General features: G+C 37.7%; 19 protein-coding genes, 1 pseudogene and 1 riboswitch. Of the genes and pseudogenes, 4 read left to right on the top strand and 16 right to left on the bottom strand.

The genetic code is table 11. From position 1 onward, the window contains the following. Positions 1–9: 9 nt before the first annotated feature. The 16 genes and pseudogenes from ACWPV5_RS01205 to ACWPV5_RS01130 form a co-directional block, all read right to left on the bottom strand. A complete protein-coding gene (locus ACWPV5_RS01205; RefSeq protein WP_000589137.1) occupies positions 10–1,020 on the bottom strand; it encodes an ABC transporter ATP-binding protein in 1,011 nt (336 codons plus the stop codon). A gap of 100 nt (positions 1,021–1,120) precedes the next feature. Beyond that, positions 1,121–2,188 (bottom strand): extracellular solute-binding protein, encoded by a 1,068-nt coding sequence (locus tag ACWPV5_RS01200; RefSeq protein WP_000738376.1) that lies wholly within the window; start codon positions 2,186–2,188, stop codon positions 1,121–1,123. Between the two features lie 24 nt (positions 2,189–2,212). Beyond that, positions 2,213–2,872, bottom strand: a complete 660-nt coding sequence (locus ACWPV5_RS01195; protein ID WP_000793811.1) for a DUF1868 domain-containing protein — start codon at positions 2,870–2,872, stop codon at positions 2,213–2,215. Positions 2,873–3,055: 183 nt separating this feature from the next. Beyond that, entirely contained in the window at positions 3,056–4,066 is a 1,011-nt protein-coding gene (galE, locus tag ACWPV5_RS01190; protein WP_061743800.1) for a UDP-glucose 4-epimerase GalE, read from the bottom strand. Between the two features lie 12 nt (positions 4,067–4,078). Further along, entirely contained in the window at positions 4,079–5,554 is a 1,476-nt protein-coding gene (galT, locus tag ACWPV5_RS01185) for a UDP-glucose--hexose-1-phosphate uridylyltransferase (RefSeq protein ID WP_454382006.1), read from the bottom strand. A 12-nt stretch (positions 5,555–5,566) separates the two neighbouring features. Further along, a complete protein-coding gene (locus ACWPV5_RS01180; protein WP_454382005.1) occupies positions 5,567–6,208 on the bottom strand; it encodes a phosphate signaling complex PhoU family protein in 642 nt (213 codons plus the stop codon). 57 nt (positions 6,209–6,265) lie between these two features. Beyond that, positions 6,266–6,649, bottom strand: coding sequence for a hypothetical protein (locus ACWPV5_RS01175; protein ID WP_454382004.1), 384 nt, complete (start codon positions 6,647–6,649; stop codon positions 6,266–6,268). A gap of 17 nt (positions 6,650–6,666) precedes the next feature. Beyond that, positions 6,667–7,011 (bottom strand): hypothetical protein, encoded by a 345-nt coding sequence (locus ACWPV5_RS01170; RefSeq protein ID WP_454382003.1) that lies wholly within the window; start codon positions 7,009–7,011, stop codon positions 6,667–6,669. Then, positions 6,995–7,318, bottom strand: coding sequence for a hypothetical protein (locus ACWPV5_RS01165; RefSeq protein ID WP_454382002.1), 324 nt, complete (start codon positions 7,316–7,318; stop codon positions 6,995–6,997). The genes ACWPV5_RS01170 and ACWPV5_RS01165 overlap by 17 nt, the downstream gene beginning before the upstream one ends. Further along, positions 7,285–9,102 (bottom strand): annotated as a pseudogene (locus ACWPV5_RS01160) (glycosyl hydrolase family 28-related protein). Before ACWPV5_RS01160 ends, ACWPV5_RS01165 begins: the two are co-directional and overlap by 34 nt. 920 nt (positions 9,103–10,022) lie before the next feature. Continuing rightward, positions 10,023–11,249, bottom strand: coding sequence for a DegT/DnrJ/EryC1/StrS family aminotransferase (locus ACWPV5_RS01155; protein ID WP_454382001.1), 1,227 nt, complete (start codon positions 11,247–11,249; stop codon positions 10,023–10,025). Positions 11,250–11,291: 42 nt separating this feature from the next. Next, positions 11,292–11,984, bottom strand: coding sequence for a sugar transferase (locus ACWPV5_RS01150; RefSeq protein WP_061087659.1), 693 nt, complete (start codon positions 11,982–11,984; stop codon positions 11,292–11,294). A gap of 130 nt (positions 11,985–12,114) precedes the next feature. Continuing rightward, positions 12,115–13,857 carry an ABC transporter ATP-binding protein gene (locus tag ACWPV5_RS01145; RefSeq protein WP_454382000.1) on the bottom strand — a complete coding sequence of 581 codons (1,743 nt, stop codon included), beginning with the start codon at positions 13,855–13,857 and terminating at the stop codon, positions 12,115–12,117. Then, positions 13,847–15,592 (bottom strand): ABC transporter ATP-binding protein, encoded by a 1,746-nt coding sequence (locus ACWPV5_RS01140; protein ID WP_454381999.1) that lies wholly within the window; start codon positions 15,590–15,592, stop codon positions 13,847–13,849. Before ACWPV5_RS01140 ends, ACWPV5_RS01145 begins: the two co-directional genes overlap by 11 nt. Before the next feature lie 205 nt (positions 15,593–15,797). Continuing rightward, entirely contained in the window at positions 15,798–16,433 is a 636-nt protein-coding gene (locus ACWPV5_RS01135; RefSeq protein WP_454381998.1) for a DUF421 domain-containing protein, read from the bottom strand. Beyond that, on the bottom strand, positions 16,430–16,885 hold the full coding sequence (locus tag ACWPV5_RS01130) for a DUF3290 family protein (protein WP_454381997.1): 456 nt from the start codon (positions 16,883–16,885) through the stop codon (positions 16,430–16,432). The genes ACWPV5_RS01135 and ACWPV5_RS01130 overlap by 4 nt, the downstream gene beginning before the upstream one ends. A 133-nt stretch (positions 16,886–17,018) precedes the next feature. On the opposite strand from ACWPV5_RS01130, the gene ACWPV5_RS01125 reads away from it, so the two are divergent. The 4 genes from ACWPV5_RS01125 (at position 17,019) to ACWPV5_RS01110 (ending at position 20,620) form a co-directional block, all read left to right on the top strand. Beyond that, positions 17,019–17,846 (top strand): exodeoxyribonuclease III, encoded by an 828-nt coding sequence (locus ACWPV5_RS01125; protein WP_454381996.1) that lies wholly within the window; start codon positions 17,019–17,021, stop codon positions 17,844–17,846. A gap of 11 nt (positions 17,847–17,857) precedes the next feature. Further along, positions 17,858–18,244 carry a bleomycin resistance protein gene (locus tag ACWPV5_RS01120; RefSeq protein ID WP_454381995.1) on the top strand — a complete coding sequence of 129 codons (387 nt, stop codon included), beginning with the start codon at positions 17,858–17,860 and terminating at the stop codon, positions 18,242–18,244. 215 nt (positions 18,245–18,459) lie between these two features. Then, a riboswitch (purine riboswitch) is annotated at positions 18,460–18,555 on the top strand. Between the two features lie 221 nt (positions 18,556–18,776). Beyond that, positions 18,777–19,358 (top strand): xanthine phosphoribosyltransferase, encoded by a 582-nt coding sequence (locus ACWPV5_RS01115; protein ID WP_000770403.1) that lies wholly within the window; start codon positions 18,777–18,779, stop codon positions 19,356–19,358. Beyond that, on the top strand, positions 19,358–20,620 hold the full coding sequence (locus ACWPV5_RS01110) for a nucleobase:cation symporter-2 family protein (RefSeq protein WP_173282433.1): 1,263 nt from the start codon (positions 19,358–19,360) through the stop codon (positions 20,618–20,620). The genes ACWPV5_RS01115 and ACWPV5_RS01110 overlap by 1 nt, the downstream gene beginning before the upstream one ends. Positions 20,621–20,651 lie beyond the last annotated feature (31 nt).

Raw genomic sequence — 20,651 nt, 5'->3', positions numbered from 1 at the left:
TGCACCTCCTTAAAATTGCAGAACGTCTGATGGTGTGATAAATAAGTCCACACTTTCTCCGACAGATCTAATAGCAGCCTGACTATCAATACTTGTTACATTAAGAATCTGACTTTCAGAAACTTTTATTGTATAGTGAATTGTAACTCCAGAAAACTCAACATCAATAATTGTCCCTTTTAGAATGAAATCTTGTTCAGTTTCACGATTGAATCGAACTTTCTCTAATCGAATGTATCCTTTTTTATCTTCTAAGAAAACGCTTGCATTTTTCAGTAATACTTCGTGGACTGTTTCATCGGTCAAAACATTAATATCTCCAATAAAATCACATACAAATTCAGTTTGAGAATTATGATAAATTTCTACTGGTGTACCGACCTGTTCGATGTATCCATTGTTAAAGACTGCAATTCTATCAGATAAAGTCAAGGCTTCTTCTTGATCATGAGTAACATATAAAGTAGTAATACCTAACTCTTTTTGAAGTCTTTTCAACTCTTTTCTCAAATCTACACGTAATTTTGCATCAAGGTTTGACAATGGTTCATCTAGACAAAGAATTTTAGGTTCAAGAACCAGAGCACGAGCCAATGCTACCCTTTGTTGTTGACCCCCAGATAATTCTGATACATTACGCTGTAACTGTTGATCAGAGATCTTAATTTTTGCTGCTACTGCTGATACTTTTGCTTTAATAACATCTGGAGCTACCTTCTTAACTTTTAAACCAAATGCAATATTATCAAAAACAGTCATAGTTGGAAATAGCGCATAAGATTGAAATACAATACCAATTCCACGCTTTTCAGGTTCCAAATGAGTGACATCTGTTCCATTAACTTCAATACTTCCTGATGATGGATCTAGAAAACCTACCAATGCTCTCAAAGTAGTTGATTTACCACATCCTGAAGGCCCAAGAAATGTAAAAAATTCCCCTTCATGTATATCTAAATTCAGATTATCAATTGCAACAAAATCACCATATTTAATTTGAATATTATCAAATTTAATCATCTCACTAACTCCCTCTATTACTAAACCAAAAGCCTCTCTTTATTTCTTCCTTAAATTTAGAAATAATAGAGAGACTTGGACATAAAAATTAAATTATTTCTTATTGTACGTATTCTAATTCAGCTTTTTCTACCCATTCATCCAAATGCTTTCCAACAGCTTCCCAGTCAATATTTTGTGGTTTCACTTGATCAACAAATTTTTTCGTATCTTCAGGTAACTCTGTTAGGGCATCTTTATTTGCAGGAATAGATCCAAAGTTCTTACTATATTCTACTTGAATTTCTGATTGACCAAACCAATCAATAAATTCTTTAGCTAACGCTTGTTTTTTACTAGTGCTTAAAACCATAGTTTGTTCAGTTACAAATGGTACACCAATCTCAGGAGTCATAACTTTGAAAACAACATTTTGTTCTTTTTGTCCAACTAATGCACCAGAACCCCACATCATTCCATATTGTATTGGATCTTCTTTGTCTAACATCTTAACAATTGAACTTTCTCCCTTTTGAAGAGTGTATGCATTTTTCAAATATTCTTTTGCTGCTTCCCAACCTTTTTCGGAAACACCTAATTCACCTTTATCATCAAGGTATCGAACTAAGATACTTGCTAGAATTGCCCGTCCTGTACCACCTTGAAGACCAGAAATTGAATATTTACCTTTATACTTACTACCTAATTCAGTCCAATCTTTAGGCATTTCTTTTACATCAGGCGCCCCAATTAAAACTAATGGTTGAACAATCACAGGATTATAATAATTATCTTTATCTGATAAAGATTGATCAATTTTATCTAACCATTTAGGTTTGTACTGGACTAGTAATTTTTGATCTCTAATTTTATTTGAATCAACAGCACCAATTCCAAATACCATATCTGCAACTGCATTATTCTTCTCGGCAATAACACGGTCTGCTAATTGAGCGCCAGGAATATCAACCATTTTTATATTAAAACCAGCTTCTTTTGCTTTAGCAGTTAACCAATCACCACGACCATTTGAAACTGAGTTCGAATAGATTACTAATTCTTGACTTTTATCAGCTTTTTCTTCAGATGAAGAAGCAGTCGTAGAATTTGAACCTCCAGAGCAAGCAGCAAGTGTAGTAAGAGCAACTCCCGTTGCAAGTACAGTAGACCAAACTTTCATTTTTTTCATGATAAGTTCTCCTTTTTTATTATTTTATTTAAATTTTTCGTGATATGGAACAAATTGTCTCATATCTTCAAATACAGTATAGTCAATACGATTTACAGTAATAGTTGGAATCTTCTCTAATAAAATTTCAGTTAATTCTGCTCTGACTTTAGTAAACTCTTCTTCCTCCTCTTCGGTTAAAGGAATTCGAAGATACCCAATTGAAATATGGAATTGATATCTATCATGATTAGGGAAACGAACACCTGCTTTTTCTGAGACATAAGTACGAATTTCTTCTAATCTCTTTGCAGAAGCTTCATCTGCAGGTTCAACTAATATGTTTTGTTTTCCCATTTCAGTTACACGCATATGAATTTCTTCATCCAACAATGGAAAAATTTCAAGTTGTTTAGCAAAGTAATCATGTATTTCCTGTAAAGGTGTATCTAGAGGAAGATTACTGCTCCAAAACTCCGTTTCACGATTTTCATGGCACAACAATTCAATTACAGTCATGTGAATAGAATTCCTTGGAGTTAAAGTAAACTTATCGATAAATGGTAATTCTCTATAACGTGATTGAATAATATCAACAACTTCCATCAAATCTTGTTTAGTATAAAGATTTGCTACAACTGTATTCCCAGGGAAATGATTAAATTCCCCATTCTCTTTGAACTTAATTTTTGTTAAGTTTTTCATATAAAGACCTTCTTTTTTATATTTGACATCGGTGTCATCATGTTTACATTATACAATGAAACCGTTTCCTTTGTCAAGCGCTTTCAAAAAATTTTTTAAAAAAATTTATCTTTCATTAAATATGAATTTCATTAAAAGGTTAAGTAATTTTTCCAAAATACAGCACTCATATAGACAGTATCATCAATTATAGCCATTGGGATTTTTTGATTGCCAATTCCATGTATCTCTACACATGTCTTCAATCGATTTTGTTGTCCTCCAATTTAATTCCTTATATGCTTTGTCTGCATTTGCATAACAAGTTGCAACGTCTCCTGAACGTCTTGGAACTATTTTATAAGGAATAGGGACCTTATTAACACTTTCAAATGTATTTACAAGTTGTAATACACTAGTGCCTTCTCCCGAGCCTAGGTTATAGATATAAACATCTGTTTTTTCAGATACTTTTTCTAAAGCTTTTATATGCCCTATCGCTAAATCCACTACATGGATATAATCACGCACACCAGTACCATCAAGCGTATCATAATCATTTCCGAACACACTTAGCTCTGACAGCTTACCTACCGCTACTTGTGCAATATAAGGCATCAAGTTGTTAGGAATTCCTGAGGGATCTTCCCCAATCAAACCAGACTCATGAGCACCAATTGGATTGAAATAACGAAGCAACGCAATACTCCATTCTGAATCTGCCACATGAACATCTTTTAAAATTTGTTCAAGCATCACTTTCGTATACCCATAAGGATTTGTCGCACTTGTTTCCATCGTCTCAATTAGGGGTGACTGATTGTTAATTCCATATACAGTCGCACTTGAAGAAAAGACAATCTTTTTAACATTAAATTCTGACATCACTTCAACAAGTGCTAATGTACTCATAATATTATTTTTGTAGTACATCACAGGCTTTTGCACGGATTCTCCGACAGCTTTATAACCTGCAAAATGAATTGCAGCATCAATCGATTCTTTTTCAAATACCTTTCTCAATGCTTGTTTATCACAAACATCTAATTCGTAAAACACGGGACGTATTCCTGTAATTGCTTCAATACGGTCTAGCACCAAGATGCTAGAGTTCGAAAGGTTGTCGACAATTATGACTTCCTTTCCTAAATTTAGTAATTCTACTACGGTATGGCTACCAATATAACCAGCTCCGCCTGTTACCAATATTGCCATTTGGGTTTCCTCCTAATTAATTCCAACCGACTTAACAAATCTCATAAACGCTTCATGCCCAGACGGTGTATTCTTATAAACTCCTGCATCTTCCAGAACTCTCGCAAACACTTGTCCTACTTCGTGTTGAACTACGCTATTAACCTCTTCTTTATTAATGCGAGGATATTTTTCTTTCAATTGGTCGGCCCATTCTAAATGATAATCCGCAATTGCGTTATCCTCTCCTAAAAGATATTTTCCAACTTCTTCTAACTCTGGTTTCAAACGAGGTGGTAATATCGCAAGTCCCATCACTTCGATTAACCCGATATTTTCCTTTTTAATATGTTGTACATCTTGATGAGGATGGAAAACACCATCTGGGTATTGTTCAGTAGTATGATTATCTCTTAGAACAATATCTAATTCATATCTCCCGTCCACTTTACGAGCAATAGGAGTCACCGTATGGTGTGGGACATCTTCAGTCATAGCAATGATGTCTACTTCTAAATCTGAATATTCCCTCCACTTGTTTAGAATTTTATTAGCTAAATCTAACAATCGATTTTTATTTTCACTTTGTAACCTAATTACTGACATTGGCCATTTTACAATACCAGCATTAACATCCTCAAAGTCTTTAAAACGAAATTCACTCTCAAATTTTGCTTTTTCCATTGGGAAAATATGTTTCCCTCCCTGGTAGTGGTTATGACTAAGAATGGAGCCTCCTGAGATAGGAAGATCAGAATTTGAACCAGCAAAATATCCTGGCAAAATATCAACAATCTCCAATAATTGTTCAAATGTTTTAGAGGTAATAGCCATTGGTACATGTTGACTATTTAAAAATATCGCATGCTCATTAAAATATGAGTAGGGAGAATACTGGAATCCCCATACTTCGTCACCAAGTTTCAACCGAATAATTCTATGATTCGAACGTGCTGGATAATTTATTCGCCCCTGATATCCTTCATTTTCCATGCATAGTAAACATTTGGGATAATTAGTTGCTTTTACTAATTTTTCAGCAGCAATTGTTTTTGGATCTTTTTCGGGTTTTGACAAATTTATCGTAATCTCTAGCTCTCCGTATTTAGTTGATGCTCGAAACTCAATATTCTTAGCAATAGCAGAAGTTTTAATATAATCACTATCTTTACTTAATTTATAAAACTCTTCAACTGCTTCTTGAGGTGATATATCATATGAACTCCAAAAAATATCATTTAATCGACTAGGTAAAGGAACTATGAAATTCATTAACTCTGCTCCTAAACATTCCTTTTCCTCGATTAAATCTTTAATTTTACCGTTTTTTAAGGCGATTTCCACTAAGTAATCTTTTATTAGTTTCAGGTCATTTTCATCGGAAATACAATCAGTTCCCTCCTCACCTATTAACGCTAGTACTCTATTTTTCACATATATTTTGTCAATTTCATTATACATTCCGTATTCAATTACTCTATCAACAAAATTATCAATAATTGTTTTCATATATTTTTCTTTCTAATTTATGTTCCCATATTTTCTATACATTATCCATTTATAAATTGATTGCGTAGTATGAGCAATTTTATCAAGGTGATGAATAATATCTAAAGCACCAATTACTTCAGAAACGTTCCCATCATCTTCAAATATGTAATTCATTATTTTCTTTTCAATATTTATACTAAGCTCTTCTATCTCATTCTGTTTTTGTATAACAACCATATCTAAACATCCAGATTGTTCCTCTCTATAACAAGATATAGCCCTATTCATATGCAGTCCGATAACTTCATGAAGTATTTTTATTTCTGAAATAATTTTCTTCAACATTTCATTATTTTGAATAATCTGTAGATTTTTTAAAATTTCAACAATTCTATCCCCAATACGTTCAATGTCAGTTGATATTTTTATTACACTAATAATTCTTCTTAAGTCATATGAAACAGGATGTTGTAAACAAATTAACTCATATCCTTTTTTATCAACATTTAGAACTGACTCATTTATGATTAAATCTTCTTTAATCAATTCTATTCGTTCTTCATTTGATAAATATTCAAATAACTTCTCATATTTATCAAGCACAGATACCCAAATGGTCTCTAAATTATTTGATAATTCTATAATTTCATTTTCTAAATATAACCTTAACATTTAGGTACCTCTTCTTAACAAAGTTCAATAGTAACAATTAATATTTTAAACAATATATCAAACATCAATAACTAGAATACTTGCATCATCTTTCTTTCCATAGATTGGATCAATAGCAGAAGAATTAAATCTCATCTTAATTAACTCTTCAAAAGTTTTATTTTGATTATTTTGATAGAATTCATAAAAGCCATCGCTCATTAAAACAATTTGTTCACTAGTAACATCTATTTGATTAATAATAGCATGGTCTAAAAATCTCTCATCCAACGAACCTATCCAGTACCCACTTGGTTGATTAGATAATTTTCTGATTTTTTGTAAAATAATTTTTTTATTTAAAACACTATTTGTACCAATTGAGTCTTTTATCTCATTTTTCCCTTTTTCAAATAAGATATCTACTCTATGATCAGTTATTTCCATTTCGTTTACTAACATGACGCAGTCACCTAGCATCATATACTCCAACTTTTTTCTGAAAGTTTAGCAAATATAAAAGCAAATGTTGGTAAGCGATAATACTCTGTTAATTCATATGAGTTTAAACCGATTTCATCTTTAACCTCGAGTAAAGCAGTTTCAAATATTTGTTTAAGAGTTTTTGATTCTTTACAATTAACCGACAAACTTTCTGATAAAATATGTACAACTTCTGAGACTGAATAACCTATCTCCTCTTTAGAATTATATAAATCTGTAGCTCCATCAATAATCCAAAAATACTGATTTTGTGAACCTACAGCATCCTCATTTTCTACGGAACTTCCTTGTATCGAACAAATTTTATTTATCTTTACCATAATACTTCAACCCTTTTAGTGTCAAAAGTAAACCAATTCCTGTCACTGTTAAGAATAGTTCCATAATCTTGTTCGAACCAGTCTTTGGTAATTTTTGTTTTACCTCTACTATTTCTTTAGATTTATTAATATGATTTTCAGTTTCTCTGACATCTCCAACTATTTTATGGTTCACTTCTTCTATCTTATTATCTTGTTTATTGTCGATCTTGTCATTAATTTGTCTATTATCTTTACTTGAGTTAAACTCTCCTTTCTTCTGGTTACTATCAATTACATTATTTGAATTAGATTGTTTTTCATGCACATATGAACTTGTTTTAAATTTTTCCTCTTTGTTTTTTTCTTTTTCGTTTTTATCACTTAAGTTATTTGTTACAATTTTGTAAAGCCCATTCTCCGTTACAATATTGAAATTACCATCGCTATCACGTATAACTGGTTCTTTCCCATTTGCATTAGATTTGATGAATGATATATACTTACCGGATAAATTATAAAATTGGTTATTTAAAACGGTTATTTTACCCTTTGAATCCTCAATAACAATTCCTTCTTTACCACCGAATATACTATTCTCTGAGACTACTAAATTATCACTAACTCGTAATAATTCAATATTTGGTTGTTCTGTTTCCTTAGAATTATTAATAATTACATTTTTTGTTACAGTAATATCTGATACTTTTCCTAAATATTCTGCACTATCTTTTGCTACTCTAATAGCCTTTGTTTTAGGATCAGAAATATAAAATGTATTTTCAGTAATAACGACTTTCTTATTTAAATCAAGTTCATCTTTTACATTTTTATAACTAAAAGCATTTATTAAGGCTGCACCATTTTCTCTATAATGTACACTTTCTCCTTTTACTTTCTTATCAAATCTATTTCCTTTAATTAAAATATCAGTAAATCCTGTAAAACGTACACCAGAATACATCATGTTATCAAAATGATTATTTAAAATTTTAATATTAGAGGGGTTCTGTGTCGACAATGTTTGATAGTGTGTACCAATTGCTGTTACTAATTCTCCAGATTTATCACTTTTACCAAAATATGAATTTTGAATAGTAACATTTTCAGATTTTTTCCCATCATCATTCAAAGCATAAGGAAAACCTTTTCTAGTCAATGGTTCAATCTGAATACTCTCCTTACTTATAATTTGCCCATCTTTCATAGTTTTAGGTAAAGCTTGACCAAGAAAACGAGAATTATCGACTAATACATTTTTCGAACCTGCAATTTGAATAGCATGCCCTTGATAACTATCCTTGAATGTTACATTTTTTATAGTTACGTTATTTGAATTCCCAATAGCAAATGCACCTGAAGAATTTATAAGTGGTAGATTTTTTGCTTTAGTTCCTTCTTCATTCAAAGCACCGTTCATATCAATAGTACCACCAGAATAACTAATATCTTCTGTTGGGCCCCATTCTACTTGCGCACCATCATCCGTAAATAAACCTGTCATAAAAACAATGGAAGGGTGATTCTTAATATTTATACCATTTAGAATTGTAGCTTTCTCATTCAATTCTAAGTGTGTATGACTTTTTAAAAAACAATTTCTTTTACTAAATAAGTTCCTTCAGGAAAATATACATTTCCTCCACCTAGTCCTTTAGCTGCAGCATCTATTGTATCTTGAATTGCTTGACGATCATCATTAACCCCGTCACCTATTGCTCCATAATCTTTAACATTCAAAGCTACGTGTTCGTTCAGATTAGTACTTAAAATAGTATTCACTTCCATCCCAGAGATGTTACCAATCATAGTATCATTTGTTATATCAGGTTTATTTTGATTAATACTCACTCCTCCATTATTATCAGTACTTAAACTTGAATTGTTATCAAGACTGAGAGTATCAGAATGGGGTTCCGCAGATAATGATGTAGATGTGCTACTCAACAAAGAGTTCATTTGCATATTATCTTTAGACGAAGAAGTTTCACCAACTACTTCATTAGCTAAAACACTTTGTGTTCCAATAAATAAAACCGCTAAGAGAACTGAGCAAACTCCCACCTTAGACTTACGAATAGAGAAAACCTCATTTTGTTGAAAAGATTTCATATTAGCCTCCAATTAAAAATATTATGTCCTAATTTAATATTCATATAAATTCCATACCAGAAAATGACACCGCTGTCATTTTCTTTATAATATATTTTTAAATCAAAATTGTCAAGGAATAACACAATAAAATATCAAAATTGTGAAAGCGTGACCATTTATATATCTAACCATACTTCTAATAATTCTTTAACCTTCCATTCAAAAGTGATTACTATCTTTCTTAGCTTGAACATAAAAATATCCTATTCACTGTATTTAAAGCATGTTGATATCTCATAAAATACTAATTTATAAATACAAGAACAAATATCTTGTCATGCAAGCATTCACCAGGTATATTTACATGAATATCGTTCATATAGCGGATTGAAATCAAAACAATACAATATATTTCTTAAATAGATTTTCTATAAAAGCTAGATTCAAGCTCTATAAAAATAGACGCAGTTCTTCTAAAATACTGGAATAGGACATATAGATCATTGTAGACACGTGTTTTATAGATTATTTCAAAAGAATGACTAGAACATGAAAAATAGTCTCAAAACTTTGAACAATATTCTGAAAACAAAAAGAAAGACGCGAGTTTCCACAACCTCATTCGTGGAAACTCGCGTCTTTCAAAAAATAGGGTGAATTGAAAACTAGAACAAGACACTACATTTTCTAAATGATGCCTAATAAAAATTCTAAATGCTACACCAAATTGCTCACATCTCATTTCAAACCATACAGTATATTGAAACTATAAGAGTACACCTTTGCTTCTAAAATATTGCTAGAAATTAATTTGACTATCCTGATTGATTTGTCCTGTTTTTATTTCATTTTACTATAGGACTTTCAATTGAAAACAACAGTTTTACACTCAATTAGACTTTTTAGAAACAGAATCACTATTACTTGACTGTAGTTTGTCATTTTTTTGATGAAACTAGTACTTTTTCAGAAACTGTTTTGAAAGTCTCAATGATATAGTCTACTTCTTCATCGCTTAATTTAGTGTGAAGAGGGAGCGTAATTTCATTTTCAAAGAAGGCATAGGCCTTAGGATAGTTGGCTATATCAAAGCCAAGATTCTTATAGGCTGTCAAGAGCGGAAGCGGTTTGTAGTGGACGTTACTCGCAATTCCTGCTTTAGCCAATTCTTGGATGATAAGATTGCGTTCTTCTAAGCTCGCTCCTTCTACATGGGTGATGTAGAGGTGGCGGCATGATTCAACTGTATCAGTCTTGTGTGCCAATGGATGGATACGAGAACCTGCAAAACCACGATCATAGCGGTCCACGATGTCCTTACGACGTTGCAACAAACTTGGATAGCGGCCCAATTGTACCAAACCAAGGGAAGCCATGATATCAGTCATATTGCACTTGTAGGCTGGTGTGACGATATCGTATTCCCATGAGCCCAGTTGCATCTTGGCAAGAGCATCCTTAGTTTGCCCGTGAAGGGAAAGGATTTGGAATTCCTTGTACATCTCTTCGTCGTCAATCGCTGGATTGGCTTTCCAAGTAGCACTTCCACCCTCAGCTGTTGTAAAATTCTTAACGGCATGGAATGAGAAGGAAGTAAAGTCAGCGATAGAACCAGCTGGTTTCCCTTTATAAGTAGATCCCAAAGCATGGGCACTATCAGAAACAATCACAATACGGTTAAAGGCTTTTTGCCACTTGCTTGAAGCGGTAAAGAGATCACGTTTCTTCTCCACTACTTGGAACAAACGGTCATAGTCGCAAACAATCCCTGCGAGCTCTACTGGGATGATCACCTTAGTCTTTTCAGTAATGGCTTGCTCCAGCAAGTCATAATCCATCTCAAACGTATCAGCTTGGATATCCACCATGACAGGGGTCGCCCCTACGTGAGTGATGACACTACATGAAGCTGTATAGGTCATGGCTGGAACGATGACTTCATCACCAGGTCCCACTTCCAAGACGCGCAAAATTAACTCCAGAGCGGCTGTCGCAGAGTTAAGGCAGACAGTCTTAGGCGTCTGTGTGTATTGGGACAAGCGACGCTCCAGTTCTTTGGTCTTAGGACCTGTTGTAATCCAACCAGAACGAAGGGTATCCGCTACTTCAGCAATTTCTGCTTCGGTAATATCGGGTGGTGAAAATGGAATATTGTAATTTGGCATTGATTTGCTCCTTTTATCTGTACTCATTTTCTCATGACTACTTTATTTTAGCACTTCAAACACGGTTTGAAACATGATTTTGATGTCTCCAAGGAAACTAAACTCTCGGAGATAGGCGAGGTTATAGCGCATCTTTTCAGGAAGGACGTGTTCGACATAGGCTTGGTCAACTGATAGGCCTTTTTCGGTCATTTGACTGATGATAGTGTCCTCATCCTTGTAGTTGATGCTGGCTGGAGAGGTAATTCCTGCTGGTAAGAGCAAGGTCGCCATCATTTCAGGGCTATACTGCTCTGTGTAGCGCGGAACTTCAGGTCGTGTACCGACAAAGGACATCTCACCTTTAAGGACATTTACCAACTGAGGTAGTTCGTCCAAACGGACACGGCGGATGAAATTTCCCACTTTGGTAATGCGGCTATCGTTAGCAGAAGTCACCAGACTTCCTTTTTTGTCTGCATCCGTTACCATGGTACGGAACTTCCAAATCTTGAACCGACGGTTATACTGGGTCACGCGCTCTTGCTTGTAAATCACTGGCCCCTTGCTATCCAATTTGATCCAAATGCTCAAGATGAGAAAGATGGGAGAGGTCAGAACCAGCAAGACCAAGGCCAAAACCCAGTCCAAACAACGCTTGAAAATCAGCGAACCCTTCCTTTTAGAGACAAGCTGGTAGTAAGACTCAACCTCGCTTGATTTCATTTCCACGGGCAAGTCTTCCCATTTCAGCATGCTGTTTCTCCTTTGTTTTTATTATACTATTTGTCAACATTTTTCATTATACCACAAAATGGAAAAGGCGGTGAAAGAAATCTGTAATTTGAAGGATTTCCTTCTTATGCTCAATGAAAATCAAAGAGTATTAGGACATGGCCCCGGCCTGCAAACTATACATCTTGTGATAGGTTCCTCCCAGAGCCAAGAGTTCCTCATGGGTTCCGCTCTCGATGATGCGCCCCTTGTCCAAAACATAGATGCAGTTGGCGTCTTGGATGGTCGAAAGTCGGTGAGCGATGGCAATGGTTGTCCGTCCCTGTCTCATCTTAGCTAGTGAAGTTTGAACCAAACTTTCTGTTTCAGAGTCAATATTGGCTGTCGCTTCATCCAAAATCAGAATTTTAGGCTGACTGGCGACTGTTCTAGCAAAAGCAAGAAGCTGACGCTGACCAGTAGAGAAGCTCGAACCACGCTCAGAAACAGGTGCATCATATCCCTGAGGAAGTTCTTGAATAAAGGAATCTGCATCCACGAAGGCTGCCGCAGCCTGGACCTGCTCATCACTGATTTCTTGGTACATGGCGATATTGGACTTAATGGTCCCATGATAGAGGAAGGGATCCTGCAAGACCAGCCCGATGTTTTTTCTCAACTCTTCCTGACTGTAGTTCCTAATATCCACATCATCCAAGAGAACTCGCCCTGACTGAAATTCATAAAAGCGCATGAGGACATTGATAATCGAAGATTTCCCAGAACCTGTATGCCCTACAAAAGCTATGGTTTCACCCTTATTAACCGAAAAGGAAATATCATCCAGAATCGGATGTTTACCGTCATATGAGAAACACACATGTTCAAACCGGATATTGCCTTCTTTGATCTCGGCCTGGCCATTTTCTTGAAGGGGTTCATAGGTCCTCTCGTCGATCAGGGCAAAGACACGACCTGCAGAAACCATGGACGTTTGAAGGGTTGAGAAGTTTTGCGTTACTTCAATCAAGGGATCAAAAAGGCGGTTGATGTACTGGATAAAGGCATACATAGTCCCGGCCGTTATTCCCAGATAAAGTCCTCGATAGCCAAAGTAAGCCATCAAGACCGCATAACCTAAGAGTTTCAGCAAACTCATGGCAGGGCGCAAAAAGAGGGCATCCAAGGCTACAGAACGGTTGGCATAGACCAAGTGTTCTCGGTTGATCTCATCAAATTCCGCCTGCAGGCGCTTCTCTTGATTAAAAGCCTGGATTATTCTGATTCCCTCGATGTTTTCGGCCAGCTTACTATTGATATCTGACAAGAGACTTCTGGTTTTTTCAATGATTTTCACTGATTTTTTCCGATAGAGATTGACCAAAAGGAAAATCAAGGGGAGAAAGAGCAAGACTAATGCTGTTAAACGAAAATCCAACACCAACATGGTATAAAGAGTTGTCAGAAAGATGAAAACTGCTGAGATAAAGCTAGATAAAATCCCTGAAAACATATCACTGATAGTCTCGGTGTCATTTGTCAAACGAGAGACGATAGAGCCTGCTGGCGTCTTGTCAAAGTAAGACATGCCCAGCTTCTCCATATTGGCAAAGGCATCTCGACGAATATCTCTAACAATACTGTAGGACACGCGCGCAAAGAGAAGATTGCCGACATACTGAACTACAGTTTGTAGGATATAAAGGCCATAGTAGGCCAGTAAAACGGTCACAGCGAGTTGGTTGAGATTGCTGAGATACTGGTCAATAAAGTGGGAAGCCACAAGGGGAATGACGCTTTTAATGACCGTCGTCGCTAGGAGAAAACTGAGTGCCAAAAAGGTAAGGAGTCCATAAGGCTTGAGATAAGACATCAAGCGCTTCAATACAGTCCATTGTTCCTGTTTATTCTGCATCTTCTTCTCCTTTCATTTCCAACTGTTGAGACTGGTAGGTCTGGGCATACCAGCCATTCAAAGCTAGCAGGTCTTCGTGCCTGCCTCGCTCGATAATTTGGCCATTTTGCAGGACTAAAATCAAATCTGCATGGACAACCGCACTGAGGCGATGAGCTGTGATAATGGTTGTCTTGTCCTTACGCGTTTCCTTTAGATTGTCAATAATCGCATACTCTGTCTTGGCATCCACGGCGGACAAGGAATCATCCAAAATCAAGATATCAGGGTCTAAAATCATCGCCCGACTCATGGCCAGACGCTGCTTTTGGCCTCCAGAAAGACTGACTCCTTTTTCTCCAATTAGCGTATCAAATCCTTGAGGCATGGCTACAATATCTTGGTAAACTTGAGCTAGCTTAGTCGCTTCCTCGACCGCTGAAAGGGGCAAGTTAGGATTGCCAAAGCGAATATTGTCTAAAATCGAAGTCGCAAAGAGGAACTGGTCCTGAGGGACGTAGCCCATGAGACTGCGAAGGTCTGTCAGACGATAGTCACGAATATTATGATCGTTTAGGTAAATGGCTCCCTTGTCCACATCGTATTCACGCAAGAGAAGCTTGATCAAGGACGTTTTCCCAGAGCCTGTCTGACCAACCAAGCCCAGAGTTTGCCCTTTTTCCAAACTAACGTGAACATTTGTCAGTGTTTCCTCATTTTCAAAGGCAAAGCTATCAATGGAACATTCCAAGCGCCCATTTTCAATACCATCTAAAGGAAACTCGGGGTCTTGTACAGGCGATGCCTGAGACAAAAGATTTTCAATCCGCTGATAAGACACCTTCCCTCGCTGAGTAATATTAAAGAGGAAACCAATAGCCATAAGAGGCCAGACCAACATATCCAAGTAGCTGATAAAGGTGACCAGATTTCCAACCGTAATCTGCCCCTCCTGAACCATCAAAGAACCGACCAAAAGGGTTAAAACATAGGACGAACCAACAAACAAGAGAACCATAGGGTCAAAGAGACTATCGTATTTCATGGTTTGGAGGTTCTTTTGGAAGGTCAATTCATTGACTGCCTGGAAAGACTTCAACTCGTCCGCCTGGTACCCGAAAGACTTGGTCACTTTAATACCTGATACGGACTCCTGCACCTTGTTATTGAGTTCAGAAAAGGCAGCCTGCGATTCGCCAAAGGCCTTATGGGTCTTTCTCCCTAGACGACTGGTCGCATAAGCCATGAAAGGCAAGGGAAGAATGGCAACCAGAGTCATCTGCCATGAAATGCTAAAGAGCATGGTCAGCAAGGTCACTAGAGCCGTGATAGAGGCATCCACGGCAGACATGACTCCGCCACCTGCCAGACGCGTTAGGGCATTGATATCATTGGTAGCGTGTGCCATCAGATCCCCCGTCCGATAGGTCTGATAAAAGGCTGGAGACATTTTAGTGAAATGCTCAAACAAACGAGAGCGCATAATCTGTCCCAGACGGTAGGAAGTCCCGAGGATATACATCCGCCAAACATAGCGTAGATAGTACATCCCAAAAGCTGCAAGTAGCAGGTAAAATAGGTCAAGGAGAAGATCCTGCTGGGTTAATTGTCCCGATGTGATGGCATCAATGACCCGTCCCATGACCATTGGGGGAATGAGGTTGAGGACGGAAACCAAGACCAGAGCCACAATCCCGACTAAATAACGGCGTTTTTCTAACTTGAAAAACCACCAAAGTTTTTGAATAATGGACATAACATCCCTTTCTGATTGCAAATAGAAACCTGAGGCCAAGACTCAATGAAAATCAAAGAGCAAACTAGGAAACTAGCCGCAGGCTGCTCAAAGCACTGCTTTGAGGTTGTAGATAGAACTGACGAAGTCAGCAACCTACATACGGCAAGGCGACGTTGACGCAGTTTGAAGAGATTTTCGAAGAGTACAAGACCCCAGGTTCTTCTTATTCATAGGTTACGACTGTAACGGCACCCTTGTCATACTCAGCAATAAAGATATTGGCTACATTGTCATGCCCTTGTTTGCTGAGATTATCAAGCAGCCACTCTTCGCTACGACCAATCGATTCCAAGACATCGACTTGGACCACACCATCAGTCACAACTGGATACTTCGGATTTTCATCTCCCATTTGGACCACGATGAGTTGGCCATTTTGCTCCTGCACAGCTCGTTTGACTTGTTTCATCTGGAAAATCCCTTGGCTACGAAGTTTGAGGGCTACATCTGCCGCAGACAAACCAACTGAACGACAGGCTTCTGGGTCAATCTGCCCATTTTTGATGAGGAGAGTTGGTTTCCCATCAATCAAGCGTTTGACAAAACGAACATTGTTATTGAGCCATTTGAGTGTCAAAACCAAAATCGTCCACATCATCAAAATCACTGCATACTGAAGAATACTAATAGAACTATTGTAAATCACCCCACCGATGATACCACCAAGAACATAGTTCTGAATTTGGTCTGTTGCAGAGTTAGGTGCTAGGTTGCCCTTTCCTGTCACATTGATAACAAAAACAAGCGAGAAGAGACCCAAGGCCAGTTTGATTAAAATTTCCATATAGTTGAGTGTCATTTGCTTACCTCCACCAATTCAATAGCGTCTGTTTGATGCAATTCTAACTTCTCTAAAAGATACTTGTCTGGTTGGCTCCCGTTCATGGCACGATAGATATTTGAACCTACCTTGATAAGTGCTCCATCAGTGGCTGCAGAAGTATTGACGTAAATTTCTGATTTATCCACTCCCAAGTCTTTGGAAACAACCTCTATGAAATGAAGGGAGGTTTGAAATTGATTGTTAGAGGCTTGATTGGTCTGGTATTTTGAAATTGTCACCAAAAGCATGGCCACCAAAGTCAGAGCCAAAATCATGACCAATTCCCGAAACTTAGTCCCCTTTTTATCTCGATAGGCTTTAAAAGAAAAAAATCCTGTGATAGCTAGGAGCACAATCCCAAAGCCAATCATGATTCCATTTTGCTGACTGATTTGGCTAAGTACATAATCATATGAGTAAAATTTCATTTATTTTCACTCCCTTTCATAAAATCATTCTTCATTATAAACGAAAGAGGGTGATTTTTCAAACCATACGTTGGGGAAATAGACCTTTTTTTGGTATAATAAAATCTATAATCTGAATGAAAAAGGTAACTTTATGAAACTTATCTCATGGAATATTGATTCCCTCAATGCTGCCCTAACTAGTGACTCAGCTCGTGCTAAATTGTCCCAAGAAGTCCTACAAACCTTGGTCGCTGAAAATGCTGATATTATCGCTATCCAAGAAACCAAGCTTTCTGCCAAGGGTCCTACAAAGAAACACTTGGAAATTTTAGAAGAACTCTTCCCAGACTACGAAAACACGTGGCGTTCTTCTCAAGAGCCTGCCCGTAAAGGCTATGCTGGAACCATGTTCCTCTATAAGAAAGAACTCACACCCACTGTCACTTTCCCAGAAATCGGTGCCCCTTCTACCATGGACTTGGAAGGTCGTATCATCACTCTAGAATTTGATAAATTTTTCGTTACCCAAGTTTACACTCCAAATGCTGGTGATGGCCTCAAACGCTTGGAAGAACGCCAAGTCTGGGATGTCAAATATGCGGAGTACTTGTCTCAACTAGACAAAGAAAAACCAGTCCTTGCGACCGGTGACTACAATGTAGCCCACAATGAAATCGACCTTGCAAATCCTGCTAGCAACCGCCGTTCACCTGGATTTACCGACGAGGAACGTGCTGGATTTACCAACCTCTTGGCAACAGGATTTACGGACACCTTCCGCCACATTCACGGTGATGTCCCAGAACGCTATACTTGGTGGGCACAACGTAGCAAGACTTCTAAAATCAACAATACAGGCTGGAGAATCGACTACTGGCTAACAAGTAACCGCATCGCTGACAAGGTCACTAAATCTGACATGATTGACTCAGGAGCTCGTCAAGACCACACACCCATTGTCATGGAGATTGAACTCTAAGGAGAAAACGAATGGACTATCAAGCTGTCATTCCTGAATTTGTAGTATCTGACATCGAAAAATCACGCCACTTCTACTGCGACCTGCTAGGATTCTCTGTCGAATACGAACGTCCAGAGGAGAAATTTCTCTTCCTCTCGCTTGAAGACTGCCAACTTATGCTAGAAGAAGGAAGCGCAGAAGAATTAGCTCAGCTGACCTATCCTTTCGGGCGCGGTGTCAATATTTCCTTTGGCATTGCAGATGCTCCTCAGCTCCACCAAAAACTGCTGGAAGCTGACTATCCTATCCATCGTCCCCTGACAAAAAGAGAATTTCGAGTAGGAGATAGCTTTATATATCCTCATGAATTTGCAGTTTTGGATCCCGATGGCTATTTTTTAAGATTTAGCGAGTAGAAACATAAAGACTGAAGAAAAAGGCATATTGTCAAGTCTTGAAAAATCTTGATAATATGCCTTTTATAATGGAAAAACCTTCTAAATGTTAGTCAATAAGTTAATTCTTGCCCATTTTTATTATATTTGTTCGTTTTTCAAACCAAAACACTAACAAAACATTTGATTTCTAAAGTTATTTAGTGTAAAATAAAAACATTGGCTCAAGCCTATTTAAAATTGAATATCATTTTACTTGTTTATGTCGTGAATTGGTGCGACGTTTCTACAAGGTGCCGGAACACCTAACAATAAGTAAGTCAGCAGTGAGGTATGGTCTTTTTTGCCATGCCTATTTTGGGGACTTGCTTAGAGATTAAGTAGGTCCTTTTTGAATATTTTTGTTAAAGCACGCCTTTAAGTGTAAACTAAATATTTGATAAGACTCGCTTCGCTCGTACTAGTTTTATCAAATATATAGTACTAGCAAACTGGATCACTATAGAAACATTTAACCAACAAGTAAACTGGCTTTTAGACTTTAGGAGGTCTTATGAAATTATTAGAAGAGCGCATCCTCAAGGATGGACATATCTTGGGTGACAACATCCTCAAGGTGGATTCCTTTTTAACCCACCAAGTTGACTTTAGCCTGATGCGAGAGATTGGTAAGGTTTTTGCGGAAAAATTCGCTGCTGCTGGCATTACCAAGGTTGTGACCATTGAAGCGTCGGGTATTGCCCCAGCCGTTTTTACAGCTGAAGCCTTAAACGTTCCTATGATTTTTGCTAAAAAAGCTAAGAACATCACTATGAACGAAGGAATCTTAACTGCCGAAGTTTACTCCTTTACCAAGCAGGTAACCAGCACCGTTTCTATCGCTGGAAAATTCCTCTCACCAGAGGACAAGGTTTTGATTATCGACGATTTCCTTGCTAACGGCCAAGCTGCTAAAGGCTTGATTCAAATCATCGAACAAGCTGGTGCCACAGTCGAAGCTATCGGTATTGTGATTGAAAAATCCTTCCAAGATGGCCGTGATTTGCTTGAAAAAGCAGGCTATCCTGTCCTATCACTCGCTCGTTTGGATCGTTTTGAAAATGGTCAGGTCGTATTTAAGGAGGCAGATCTCTAATGCAAACTCAAGAAAAACATTCGCAAGCAGCCGTTCTTGGCTTGCAGCACTTACTAGCCATGTACTCAGGATCCATCCTGGTTCCCATCATGATTGCGACAGCCCTTGGCTATTCAGCTGAGCAGTTGACCTACCTGATTTCCACAGATATCTTCATGTGTGGGGTGGCAACCTTCCTCCAACTCCAACTCAACAAATACTTTGGTATTGGACTACCAGTCGTTCTCGGCGTTGCCTTCCAATCTGTCGCTCCCTTGATTATGATTGGGCAAAGCCATGGTAGTGGCGCTATGTTTGGTGCCCTTATCGCATCAGGGATTTACGTGGTTCTTGTTTCAGGTATCTTCTCAAAAGTGGCCAATCTCTTCCCATCTATCGTAACAGGATCTGTTATTACCACGATTGGTTTAACCTTGATTCCTGTCGCTATTGGAAATATGGGAAATAATGTTCCAGAGCCAACTGGTCAAAGTCTCTTGCTTGCAGCTATCACTGTTCTGATTATCCTCTTGATTAACATCTTTACCAAAGGATTTATCAAGTCTATCTCTATTTTGATTGGTTTGGTTGTTGGAACTGCCATTGCTGCTACCATGGGCTTGGTGGACTTCTCTCCTGTTGCAGCAGCACCACTTGTCCATGTCCCAACTCCCCTCTACTTTGGGATGCCAACCTTTGAAATCTCATCCGTTGTCATGATGTGTATCATCGCAACGGTGTCTATGGTTGAGTCGACTGGTGTTTATCTAGCCTTGTCTGATATCACAAAAGATCCAATCGACAGCACGCGCCTGCGCAACGGTTACCGCGCAGAAGGTTTGGCCGTACTTCTCGGAGGAATCTTTAACACCTTCCCTTACACAGGATTTTCACAAAACGTTGGGTTGGTTAAATTATCAGGTATCAAGACTCGCCTGCCAATCTACTACGCAGCTGGTTTCCTGGTTCTCCTTGGACTCCTTCCTAAGTTTGGTGCCCTTGCTCAAATCATTCCGAGCCCTGTCCTCGGTGGTGCCATGCTGGTGATGTTTGGTTTTGTATCGATTCAAGGGATGCAAATCCTCGCTCGTGTTGACTTTGCTAACAATGAACATAACTTCCTTATCGCAGCTGTTTCAATCGCTGCAGGTGTCGGTCTAAATAACAGCAATCTCTTTGTCAGCATGCCGACAGCCTTCCAAATGTTCTTCTCAAACGGAATCGTCGTAGCCAGCCTACTCGCCATTGTACTCAATGCCGTGTTAAATCATAAAAAGAAATAAGAAAAAGAGGTGCTAGCCTCTTTTTTGTTTA

The sequence above is a fragment of the Streptococcus sp. Marseille-Q7156 genome (genome assembly GCF_965119495.1).
The sequence above is the reverse complement of the archived record's forward strand: the minus strand, read 5'-3'. Positions and strand labels throughout refer to the sequence as shown.